10 protein-coding genes are annotated in these 10,579 nt (G+C 62.2%); 4 read left to right on the top strand and 6 right to left on the bottom strand.

The features are described 5' to 3' along the window. Window positions 1–59: 59 nt before the first annotated feature. Together uvrC and AC1Z3V_RS23195 are read right to left on the bottom strand one after the other, a co-directional pair. Window positions 60–2,084 carry an excinuclease ABC subunit UvrC gene (uvrC, locus tag AC1Z3V_RS23190; protein ID WP_483501975.1) on the bottom strand — a complete coding sequence of 675 codons (2,025 nt, stop codon included), beginning with the start codon at window positions 2,082–2,084 and terminating at the stop codon, window positions 60–62. Continuing rightward, the gene (locus AC1Z3V_RS23195; protein WP_483501977.1) at window positions 2,081–2,845 is read right to left on the bottom strand and encodes an SDR family oxidoreductase; all 765 of its coding nucleotides are present in this window, start codon (window positions 2,843–2,845) and stop codon (window positions 2,081–2,083) included. The genes uvrC and AC1Z3V_RS23195 overlap by 4 nt, the downstream gene beginning before the upstream one ends. A 367-nt stretch (window positions 2,846–3,212) precedes the next feature. On the opposite strand from AC1Z3V_RS23195, the gene AC1Z3V_RS23200 reads away from it, so the two are divergent. After that, window positions 3,213–3,851: an outer membrane protein gene (locus tag AC1Z3V_RS23200; RefSeq protein WP_429808507.1), complete on the top strand. Its 639-nt coding sequence runs from the start codon at window positions 3,213–3,215 to the stop codon at window positions 3,849–3,851. Window positions 3,852–3,915: 64 nt separating this feature from the next. Here AC1Z3V_RS23200 and AC1Z3V_RS23205 read toward each other — a convergent pair whose 3' ends face one another. The 4 genes from AC1Z3V_RS23205 to AC1Z3V_RS23220 form a co-directional block, all read right to left on the bottom strand. Further along, the gene (locus tag AC1Z3V_RS23205) at window positions 3,916–4,506 is read right to left on the bottom strand and encodes a glutathione S-transferase (RefSeq protein ID WP_483501979.1); all 591 of its coding nucleotides are present in this window, start codon (window positions 4,504–4,506) and stop codon (window positions 3,916–3,918) included. Between the two features lie 66 nt (window positions 4,507–4,572). Beyond that, on the bottom strand, window positions 4,573–5,289 hold the full coding sequence (locus AC1Z3V_RS23210; protein ID WP_483501981.1) for a ribonuclease T2 family protein: 717 nt from the start codon (window positions 5,287–5,289) through the stop codon (window positions 4,573–4,575). Window positions 5,290–5,291: 2 nt separating this feature from the next. Continuing rightward, window positions 5,292–5,732: a hypothetical protein gene (locus AC1Z3V_RS23215; RefSeq protein WP_483501983.1), complete on the bottom strand. Its 441-nt coding sequence runs from the start codon at window positions 5,730–5,732 to the stop codon at window positions 5,292–5,294. 51 nt (window positions 5,733–5,783) lie between these two features. After that, window positions 5,784–6,653, bottom strand: a complete 870-nt coding sequence (locus tag AC1Z3V_RS23220; protein WP_483501985.1) for a 23S rRNA (adenine(2030)-N(6))-methyltransferase RlmJ — start codon at window positions 6,651–6,653, stop codon at window positions 5,784–5,786. Window positions 6,654–6,721: 68 nt separating this feature from the next. On the opposite strand from AC1Z3V_RS23220, the gene AC1Z3V_RS23225 reads away from it, so the two are divergent. The 3 genes from AC1Z3V_RS23225 to AC1Z3V_RS23235 all read left to right on the top strand — a co-directional run bounded on the left by AC1Z3V_RS23225 (window position 6,722) and on the right by AC1Z3V_RS23235 (window position 10,523). Continuing rightward, complete coding sequence (locus tag AC1Z3V_RS23225) at window positions 6,722–8,857, top strand: molybdopterin-containing oxidoreductase family protein (RefSeq protein WP_483501987.1); 2,136 nt, start codon at window positions 6,722–6,724, stop codon at window positions 8,855–8,857. Between the two features lie 30 nt (window positions 8,858–8,887). After that, window positions 8,888–9,781 carry a cation diffusion facilitator family transporter gene (locus AC1Z3V_RS23230; RefSeq protein WP_483501989.1) on the top strand — a complete coding sequence of 298 codons (894 nt, stop codon included), beginning with the start codon at window positions 8,888–8,890 and terminating at the stop codon, window positions 9,779–9,781. 145 nt (window positions 9,782–9,926) lie between these two features. Further along, window positions 9,927–10,523 carry an NUDIX domain-containing protein gene (locus AC1Z3V_RS23235; protein ID WP_483501990.1) on the top strand — a complete coding sequence of 199 codons (597 nt, stop codon included), beginning with the start codon at window positions 9,927–9,929 and terminating at the stop codon, window positions 10,521–10,523. Window positions 10,524–10,579 lie beyond the last annotated feature (56 nt).

Raw genomic sequence — 10,579 nt, forward strand, 5'->3', positions numbered from 1 at the left:
GCAACTGTCATATTTGCCCTATTGCATGTGAACGCTGGGTGAATTGTGACACCCGGTTTTCATTTAGCAGCATCGTCGTGGAAATGTTCATAGACTAGCCGGGCCACCGTTTCGGAAATGCCCGAGACGGCCATGAGGTCGCTGATGCCGGCGCGCGAGACGGCCTTGGCAGTGCCGAAATGCGTCAGCAGCGCGCGCTTGCGCGTGGGCCCGATGCCGGCGATCTCATCGAGCGGGTTCTTGACCATCTCTTTCTTGCGGCGGGCGCGGTGCGAGCCGATGGCGAAACGGTGTGCTTCGTCGCGCAGCCGTTGAATGAAATAGAGCACCGGATCGCGCGGCGGCAGGGTGAAACTGTCGCGGCCGAGTGCGAAGAAGCGCTCGCGTCCCGCGTCGCGGTCGACACCCTTGGCGACGCCGATCGCCGTCACGCAGTCCTCGACGTCGAGTTCTTTGAGAATGGCGCGCACGGCGGTCATCTGGCCCTGGCCGCCGTCGATGAGGATGACATCCGGCCAGGCGGGGAAGGCGCCGTCATCGACAGCCTCGGCGCTCCTGTCCGGTTTGCCTTCCTCCTTCAGCAGTCGTGAAAACCGCCGCGTCATCACCTCGCGCATCATGCCGAAGTCGTCGCCCGGTGTGATGTCGGTCGATTTGATGTTGAACTTGCGGTACTGCCCTTTGACGAAGCCTTCCGGCCCTGCCACCACCATGCCGCCGACGGCATTGGTGCCCATGATGTGGGAGTTGTCGTAGATCTCGATGCGGCGCGGCACGCGCTCGAGCTTGAATGTTTCCGAGAAGCCCTCGAGCAGCCGCGATTGCGAGGCGGTTTCCGCCAGCTTGCGGCCATGGGCTTCGCGTGCATTGGCAAGCGCGTGGTCGACGAGATCCTTCTTCTCGCCGCGCTGCGGCACCTGGATCGCCACCTTGTATCCGGACTTCTCGCTGAGCGCCTGGCCCAGAAGTTCCTGCTCCTCCACGGCCTCGCAGAGGAGGATCTGCCGGGGGCAGGGTTTGTCGTCGTAGAACTGGGCCAGGAACTGCGAAAGCACCTCGGCCGCCGGGAGCGACGGGTCGGCCTTCGGGAAATAGGCGCGGTTGCCCCAGTTCTGGCCGGTGCGGAAGAAGAAGACCTGGATGCAGGATATGCCGCCCTCGTGGTGGATGGCAAAGACGTCCGCCTCCTCGACGCCGGCGGGATTGATGCCCTGGTGGCTCTGCACGTGGCTCAGCGCCGCCAGGCGGTCGCGGTAAAGGGCCGCCCGTTCGAAGTCGAGGTTCTCCGAAGCCTCGCTCATGGCGGCGGCGATGGTCGCCTTCACCGCCTGGCTCTTGCCGGAGAGGAAGTCCTTGGCCTCGCGCACCAGCTCCGCATAGTCGGGATCGCTGATTTCACCGGTGCAGGGCGCCGAGCAGCGCTTGATCTGGTAGAGCAGGCAGGGGCGCGTCCGGGTCTCGAAGACGCTGTCTGTACAGGTTCGGAGCAGGAAGGCCCGCTGCAGCGAATTGATCGTGCGGCCGACCGCGCCGGCGGAGGCGAAGGGCCCGAAATAGTCGCCCTTGCGGCTGCGCGCGCCGCGGTGCTTGTAGAGCGCCGGCGCGCGGCTATCGCCCGTCACCAGAATATAAGGAAACGACTTGTCGTCGCGCAAAAGCACGTTGAAGCGCGGTCTGAGGCGCTTGATCAGGTTCGCTTCGAGAAGCAGCGCCTCGATCTCGGTGCGCGTCGTCACGAACTCCATGTTCGCCGTTTCGCGGACCATGCGGGCGATGCGGTTGGAGTGGCCACGCCCCTGCGCGTAGTTGCTGACGCGCTTCTTCAGGCTGCGCGCCTTGCCGACATAGAGAACGTCGCCGGCCTCGTTGAACATGCGATAGACGCCGGGCCCGTTCGGCAGGAGCTTGACGAAGGCCTGGATCAGTTCTGCGCCCTTCAATCCCGCGGTCTCGACGCGATTCTCGTTCCACGCGACAGGCGTGGCGGCGCTTTCGATTTCCGCGACCTCGATCAGATCGTCGTCGTCTTCCGCCTCGGTGCCGTCATAGAGGATGCCGCCGTCTGTCGGCACGCGTCCGTTCATTCCACTATCTCCCTGATATCGGGCGTTTCCCAGGCGAGGTGCTGGCCCCCATCGAGCGCGATCATCTGTCCGGTAATCGACGGCGTGTCGAACAGGAAGCGGATCGTCCGTCCGAATTCGTCGAGCGTCGGCCCGCGTTTGAGAATCAGGGCTTCGACCTGTGCCTCAAAATCCTTCGGGTCCTGCCGCTCGTTCGGCAGCGTCGGCCCGGGGCCGATACCGTTGACGCGGATGCGCGGGGCGAGCGCCTGCGCCATCGTCCGGGTAGCCGTCCAAAGCGCCGACTTGGACAACATATAGGAATAAAAGCGCGGATTGGGAGCCCAGACGCGCTGGTCGATCACATTGACGATGAGCCCATTGGCGTCCGCCGGAAGCAATGCTGCGAAGTCGCGCGCCAGCAGGGAAGGGGCCTTCACATGCAGGGCGAAGTGCTGATCCCAGATTGCTTCGTCGAAAGCGTCGAGGCTGTCCTTCTTGAACACCGAGGCATTGTTGACGAGCAGATCCAGCGGGCCAAGTGCCTCTGCGGCGCGTGCGATCAGCGTCGAAGTCTCGGCCGTATCGGTGAGGTCGGCGCGAAGCGCGACGGCCTTCGTTTTGCCTTTCGAGAGGGTCTCGACCAGCGCTTCCGCTTCGGCAAATGAGGCGTCGGCGTGAATGGCGACCGAAAAGCCATGGGCCGCGAGGTCCTCAACTATAGCTTTGCCGATCCGCTTGGCGCCCCCGGTCACGAGGGCCGCCTTCCGTGCTTTCTTCAACGTTTCATCCCGCATTTTCGAATCTTCGCGTCAGCGGACGAAGATATAGGCAAGAAACGTGAGCCTGAAACACTCCCTGACAGTTCCTTGCCGAAAAATTAATGGAATTGGCGTAAATTGTATTATTTTGAAGTCTTATAGTATATCTTTCGTTAATCTTGAATTATGGTTAACAAATTCCGTGTGGCGCCAAAGCAACATCAAATTTTGGGCGTGTTTGCGCCACCAAAATTTCACATTTTGGCTCTTGTGAATCCTCATTTGCTGGCCAATTTCAGCTCAACCGGGCGGGTTAATTGAAAGTTGTCCGATGTTTCACTGTGGGGCCCCAAGCCCAGGGGGCATCGGTACGAAAAGGAGAATATTTATGCGTACGCTCACCACCACCCTCATGGCTTCCGCTATGACCCTCATCGCCTTCCAGGCCGCCCAGGCTGCTGATGCGATTGACGAAGTTCCGGCTGCTCCGCAGGCCGAATACACCGAGCCGGCAGTCAAGAACTGGTCGGGCGCCTATGTCGGTGGTACCGCCGATTGGCACCATGGTCAGCATGACGCGACCGGCAGCAACACGGCAGCCGGCTTCGGCGGTGGTCTCTACGGCGGCTACAACATGCAGAGCGGTCAGATCGTATACGGCGGTGAAGCCGATATCGGCTACTCCGGCCAGGATTCGAGCAAGGGTGACCTGCGCATGAAGCAGGGCGTCAACGGCTCGCTGCGCGCTCGCGTCGGTGTTGATCTGAACCCGGTTCTGCTTTACGGCACCGCCGGTCTCGCCGTTGGTCAGGCCAAGGCCAGCATCGGTGGCGCTTCCGACAAGAACACCATGGTCGGCTGGACGGCCGGCGCTGGTGCGGAAACCTTCGTCACCGACAACATCACCGCACGTGTCGAGTACCGTTACACGGATTACGGTTCGAAGGATTTCAACGTCGGCGGCACCAACGTCTCCTCCGGTTACGACGAGCACAGCGTTCGCGTCGGTATGGGCGTGAAGTTCTGATCGGCTTCAGCCAGATCGTAAAAAGGCCGGGGAGACCCGGCCTTTTTCATGTCCCGTCTTCGTTTCAAGCCTTGAACTTGGCATAATCGGGGAAGTGCTTTTCGAACTTTGCCGGCCAGTTCTTGAGCTTGGCGCGGCCCTTCTGCCATTCGCCGGTAAATCGTAATTCGATGTAGCGCAGCATCGCCGCAAGGGCGAAATGGCCGGCATGGAGCTTGGCTCCGGTCTTCGGCAGGTTGGCGTTCAGATGGTCGAGACTGCGTTCGACTTTTTCCCATTGCCGGTCGATCCAGGGCTGGTGCACCTTTTCCGGCGGGTGCGAACGTTTCTCGTAGACGATCGCCAGCAGGCTGTCGCAGACACCGTCGCATAGGGCCTCGAGAAGCTCGACGTCGGTGCGCTTTCCGGCATTCTTCGGATAGAGCTTGCCCTTGGTTTCCCGGTCGATGAAATGTGTGATCGTACGGCTGTCATAGATTGCCCGGCCGTCATCGAGGATTAGCGTCGGGATCTTGCCGAGCGGATTGTTGTCGACGAGCTCCGGCGGGTTGGCGTTGGTGTCGGTTAGAACGCTTTCGGCCGGGAACCCGACATAATGCGCCGCCATGCGAACCTTGTTCGAATAGGGCGAGGCGGGCGAGTACAGTATTTTCATCGAACGTCTTTCTTCTGGTGCGGGCAATTCCCGGCGCTACGCCGGGAGTCGCGTAAAAACAAATACCTATGGAGCCGGAGGCAGTGAAACGCTGTCCTTCCGGCATGCCTGGCGATCGACCGCCGGGCAGGATCGGAAATTCAGCGACTTGTCGAAGCAGACCCGGATTTCTTCGAGCCTGTTGCCTTCGCACGTAACCGCGACCGCATCTTTCGTCATGCCGGGGTTTTTGGCGACGAGCGCGCTTTCGATTGCGTTGACGGACAAATTCGTTTGCTGCCGGGGAGGCGAGAGCTCCGAGGGCAGGGCAAGTCTATTCCAGGCCGCGCGCGTGACAGCGAAATAGTCTTCCTGGCTGAGGCCGGAACAGGTGCCGTGCTTGCGCCATTGATGGCCGATCAGCCCCATCGACGGGATCAGGTCGAGATATTGTTTGCCGAGAGAGGCGGGCACGCGATCGGACTGTCGCGTCGGGCAGAAATCCGGATAGCCCTTTTCGTTCTGAGGCCAGAGGCCGTGCACAATCAGCCCGCGGTTGCTGCCCGTCTCGCATTGGCTGGATTTTCCGTTGGGATCATTGTCGCCACACCAGGTCGGCGACCAGGAGAGCGACAGGACATAGAAATCGAAGCCGCTGCCGACCGGCACCGCGGTGATCGCTTTCGTGGACTGCGTACCGGTCGCGGCCGGCGCCTTCTCGGCGTTCTGATCGCTGCAACCGACCAGGCTGGCCGCAACGAGAAGCGCCGGCAGAAGCCGGCGCGCATCCCGGATTGCTTTCATGGTTAGCGGAGCGAGGCGCAATGAGCGCCGTAGACATACCAGGGATCAAGCCCGCCGACGCAGAACTCGATGCTTCTGCCGACGCCGGCGAAGCCCCAGGGACGTTCGATGAGATAGTAGAGCGAGCGCTGCTGGCCGTCGTTCATGACCGCCGTGGCGTAGCAATATTCACGCTCCACCAGATGCGTCTCGTCGCGAAACTCCTGCCGGTTCTGCCCCATGTCGCGGATCTCGGCGATCGACAGATTGGCGTGCAGATAGTTTGCATCCCGGTATTCGAAGCGCGAGGTGATGAAACCGAGCACCGAGGTTTCACTGCAAACCCCTGCGTTGTAGGACTGTGCCTGGCTGCTGCCGATATAGTCGGCGGCAGATGCGCCCGGCGCTGTGGCGCCGGCGAGGGAAAGCGAGATGAGAAGCGTTGCTGCGAGCGTGCGAGTCATGGGCGTCTCCCTATATCGTCACACGAGATTGCGGTGTGTCGCGCCCGTCCGTCAAGCCCCTCGGGTTGCCTGTTCTTCGCCGCGCAGCCAGAAGCAGCGTGCGGAGGCGAAGCGATCCTGCGCCAGCCGTGCTTTCAGGAACGGCAGCAGCAGGTCGAGTTCGCCCTTCAGCGTAAAGGGTGGATTGACGATGATGAGGCCGGAGCCCGAAAGGCCGGTGGTTTCGCGATCGCTGCGGACCGACAGTTCGGCGCAGAGCATCTTCGGAATCTCGAGTGCCTTCAGTGCTTCGTGGAAAGCCTTGATCGGCGCGCCCTGCTTCAATGGATACCAGAGGCAATAGATGCCGCCGGCAAAGCGCCTATAGGAACGCGCGAGGCCGTCGACGAGGCGTTCGTACTCGCCTTCCTTCTCGAAAGGCGGATCGACGAGGATCAGCCCGCGCTTCTCTTTCGGAGGCAGATGCGCGCCGAGAGCCAGCCAGCCGTCGAGTTCGGTGATGCGGCTCTGAAAATCACCGTCGAAGAGCCGGTGCAGGGTCTCGTAGTCCTGCGGATGCAGCTCCATCGCCGAGAGCCGGTCCTGCGTCCGGAAGAGCATGCGCGCCAGCTTCGGCGAGCCGGGATAGAGCGTCAGGTCGGCGCCGGGATTGAGCGTACGAACGGACGAAAGATAAGGAGCGAGGATGGCGGCGATTTCTGCGGGCAGATCACCATCGAGCAGCCGGCCGATGCCGTCGCGCCATTCGCCGGTTTTCTGTGCCTCTTCGCTGGAGAGATCGTAGAGCCCGATGCCGGCATGGGTGTCGAGCACGCGGAACGCCTTCTCCTTCTGCTGGAGATAGGTGACAAGCCGGGCCAGGACCGCATGTTTCAGGACGTCGGCGAAATTGCCCGCGTGGTAGATGTGCCGATAGTTCATGAGCGCCGCCGATGGCCGTGATCAATTGTTCGATGGATGAACGATTGGCTCTTTGAGCCCGTTTGTCGATGCCATATAGAAAAGCCATGAACGTTGCGACCCCCATCAAAGCAGAAAAATCGATCGGCCATTCGGTCTGTCCGCACGACTGTCCCTCCGCCTGCGCGCTGGAGGTCGACCTGACCGCCGAAGGGCGCATCGGCCGCGTGCGTGGCGCATCCGCCAACACCTATACCGCCGGCGTGATCTGCGCCAAGGTGGCGCGCTATTCCGAGCGCATCTACCATCCGGGCCGTCTTATGGTGCCGAAGCGCCGCAAGGGCGCCAAGGGCGAGGGCAACTGGCAGGAGGTGAGCTGGGAAGCGGCGCTCGACGAGATCGCCGATCAGTTCATCCGCGCCGAACAGAAGCACGGGGCGGAGGCTGTCTGGCCGTATTTCTATGCCGGCACCATGGGCCAGGTGCAGCGCGACTCCATCGAGCGGCTGCGCCACGCCAAGCGCTATTCCGGTTTCTTCGGCTCGATCTGCACCAACATGGCCTGGACCGGCTTTACCATGGCGACCGGCGCCTTGCGCGGCCCCGACCCGCGCGAGATGGCAAAGGCCGATTGCGTGGTGATCTGGGGGACGAACGCGGTCGCGACCCAGGTCAACGTGATGACGCACGCGGTCAAGGCCCGCAAGGACCGCGGCGCCAAGATCGTCGTCATCGACATCTATGACAATCCGACGGTCAAGCAGGCGGACATGGGCCTGGTGCTGAAGCCCGGCACCGACGCAGCACTCGCCTGTGCGGTCATGCACATCGCCTTCCGCGACGGCTATGCCGACCGGGCCTATATGGCGGAATTCGCTGACGATCCGGCCGGGCTCGAGGCGCATCTCCAGTCGCGCGGGCCCGAATGGGCATCCGCCATCACCGGTCTACCGGTCGAGGAAATCGAAGCCTTCGCCAGACTGGTCGGCACGACGCCCAGAACCTATTTCCGCCTCGGCTACGGCTTCACGCGCCAGCGCAACGGTTCGGTCGCGATCCATGCTGCCGCCTCCGTGGCGACGGTTCTCGGTTCCTGGAAGCACGAGGGCGGCGGCGCCTTCCACTCCAACAACGACATTTTCAAGCTCGACAAGCGCGAGCTGGTCGGCTCGGCCTTCCACGATCCGGATGTGCGCATGCTCGACCAGTCACAGATCGGCCGGGTGCTGACCGGTGACGCCGAGGCACTGCGCCATCGCGGCCCGGTGACGGCGATGCTGATCCAGAACACCAATCCGGTGAACGTCGCGCCGGAGCAGCGGCTGGTGAAGCGCGGTTTCCTGCGCGACGACCTGTTCGTCGCCGTGCACGAGCAATTCATGACAGATACGGCTGAAGTCGCCGATATCGTTCTGCCGGCCACCATGTTCCTCGAACACGACGATCTCTATCGCGGCGGCGGGCACCAGCACATCCTGATCGGCCCGAAGGTGGTTGAGCCGCCGTCGACCGTGCGCACCAACCTCTTCGTGATCGAGGAACTGGCCAAGCGTCTGGGCGTCGCCGGCCATGCCGGCTTCGGTCTCACGGAGCGCCAGCATATCGACCGGCTGCTTGCCAATTACGGCATCGGCTACGAGGAGATGAAGCAGGAGAAGTGGTTGGACTGCCAGCCCGCCTTCGAGGAAGCGCATTACCTCAAGGGCTTCGGCCATCCCGACGGCAAGTTCCGCTTCAGGGCGGACTGGGCGGGAACGCCCGCGCCGAACCGGCCGCCGAAGTCCATGGGCATTCAGGGGCCGCACGCTGAATTGCCGGAGTTCCCTGACCATGTCGATCTCATCGAGGTCGCCGACGCCGAGCATCCCTTCCGTCTTGCGACCTCTCCGGCGCGCTCTTTCCTCAACTCGACCTTTTCCGAGACGCCGTCCTCGATCCAGAAGGAAGTGCGCCCGGAAGTGATGATCCATGCCGAGGACGCCGCAGCGCTCGGCATTGCCGATGGCGATGTCGTTCAGCTTGGCAACCAGCGTGGTGAGATCCGCCTGCACGCGAAAATCGGCGGCGGTACGCGCCGCGGCGTGGTGATCGCCGAGGGGCTGTGGCCGAACGGCGCCCATCTCGACGGCGAGGGGATCAACGTTCTGACCGGTGCCGATGCGGTGGCGCCCTATGGCGGTGCCGCTTTTCACGACAACAGGGTCTGGGTAAGGCTCGCACCCTAGATCATCGCACGACGGTAACCCGGAGGCCTCATGACCGGCGACCACCAGCATGCCGATGTCAGCAACACGCCGGTCTCCCGGCTCTGGGCTTCGCTCGGCCTGACCGGCGGGTTCATGCTGACCGAGGTCGTCGGCAGTATCCTGACCGGCAGCCTGGCGCTGATCTCCGATGCCATGCACATGCTGACGGATACGGCGGCACTCGCGATCGCGCTCGTTGCCATCCAGGTCGGCCGACGCCCGTCCGACCTGCTGCGCACCTACGGCTATGCGCGCTTCGAGATCCTGGCGGCCGCCTTCAATGCCCTCCTGCTGCTCGCCGTAGCCTTCTATATTCTCTATGAAGCCTGGAAGCGCCTGTCGGAGCCGCAGGAGATCCAGTCGGCCGGCATGCTGGTGATCGCCGTCATCGGCCTCCTCGTCAATCTCGCCTCGATGCGGCTGTTGACCAGCTACAAGGACGAGAGTCTCAACGTCAAGGGCGCCTATCTGGAGGTCTGGTCCGACATGCTCGGCTCGCTCGCCGTCATCGTCGGCGCAGCGGTCATCTGGTTCACCGGTTGGCAATGGGTGGACTCGCTGCTTGCCGTCGGCATCGGCTTCATGGTCTTTCCGCGCACCTGGGTCCTGCTCAAGGAATGCGTCAACATCCTGCTCGAAGGCGTGCCGCCCGGCATGCGGCTCTCCGATGTCCACGCGACGATCGCCGCCGTGCCCGGCGTCGCCTCCGTCCATGATCTTCACCTATGGGCAATCACCCAAGGCCAGCCGTCGCTGACCGCCCACGCAGTCCTTGCCGATGGCGCCGATGGCGAAGCGGTGCGCCGGGCGATCGAGACGCGGTTGCGCCAAGAGTTTGACCTTCACCACACGACCTTGCAGATGGAGCGCGAAGACCGTGCCGCAAAGGAACACGTTCACTAGAGCATCCTGCTTTCAGGTGGTATCACTTGAAAGTAGAAAGATGCTCTAGAATCAAAGCGCTAGAGCGTCCTTTGTGCGTTCATATGAACGCACGGCGCTCTAGGGGCGGAGCGGACGGATTGCCCCCGCCAATGAAGGATTTCGCATGAGCACACATCACGATCCGCGCGTCAGGATCATCGGCCGCCGCACGCTTTGGGACGGGTTCATCCATCTCGAGGAAGTGACGCTCGAACAGGACATGTCGAATGGCGTGACCGCGACGCTGAAGCGAGAAGTGCACGATCACGGCAGTGCGGCGACGATCCTGCTCGTCGACACCAGGCGGCAGAGCGTGGTGTTGGTACGGCAATTGCGCGTTCCCGTCCTTTTGCAGGGTGACCCGGCCTATATGATCGAGGCGGTAGCGGGGTTGCTGGACGACGATACGCCCGAAATCGCGATCGCCCGCGAGGCATTGGAAGAAACCGGCTACCATGTCGAGGGCGCCACCCATCTTTTCGATGCCTATATGAGCCCAGGCGCGATCACCGAGCGCACCAGCTTCTTCGTTGGCCGTATCGACGTTGACGAGAAACGCGGCGACGGCGGCGGGCTTGCGCATGAGGGCGAGGACATCGAAGTTCTCGAAATACCGCTCGATGAGGCCTTCGCGATGATCGCCACCGGCGAGATCTGCGACGCCAAGACGATCATGCTGCTGCAATGGGCAAGGCTCAACCGCCATGAACTCATCGGCTAAATCATTGTTTTGTAAGAACATAATTTATTACGGATATTTCACTTTTGGATCCGTAT

The organism is Ensifer sp. 38_S197, from assembly GCF_056924495.1.

Excerpts from the sequence above, each read along its gene's own strand:
- AC1Z3V_RS23210 (WP_483501981.1), bottom strand. The coding sequence starts at position 5,289 with ATGAAAGCAATCCGGGATGCGCGCCGGCTTCTGCCGGCGCTTCTCGTT.
- AC1Z3V_RS23205 (WP_483501979.1), bottom strand. The coding sequence starts at position 4,506 with ATGAAAATACTGTACTCGCCCGCCTCGCCCTATTCGAACAAGGTTCGC.
- AC1Z3V_RS23215 (WP_483501983.1), bottom strand. The coding sequence starts at position 5,732 with ATGACTCGCACGCTCGCAGCAACGCTTCTCATCTCGCTTTCCCTCGCC.
- AC1Z3V_RS23200 (WP_429808507.1), top strand. The coding sequence starts at position 3,213 with ATGCGTACGCTCACCACCACCCTCATGGCTTCCGCTATGACCCTCATC.
- AC1Z3V_RS23225 (WP_483501987.1), top strand. The coding sequence starts at position 6,722 with ATGCCATATAGAAAAGCCATGAACGTTGCGACCCCCATCAAAGCAGAA.
- AC1Z3V_RS23220 (WP_483501985.1), bottom strand. The coding sequence starts at position 6,653 with ATGAACTATCGGCACATCTACCACGCGGGCAATTTCGCCGACGTCCTG.
- AC1Z3V_RS23235 (WP_483501990.1), top strand. The coding sequence starts at position 9,927 with ATGAGCACACATCACGATCCGCGCGTCAGGATCATCGGCCGCCGCACG.
- uvrC (WP_483501975.1), bottom strand. The coding sequence starts at position 2,084 with ATGAACGGACGCGTGCCGACAGACGGCGGCATCCTCTATGACGGCACC.
- AC1Z3V_RS23230 (WP_483501989.1), top strand. The coding sequence starts at position 8,888 with ATGACCGGCGACCACCAGCATGCCGATGTCAGCAACACGCCGGTCTCC.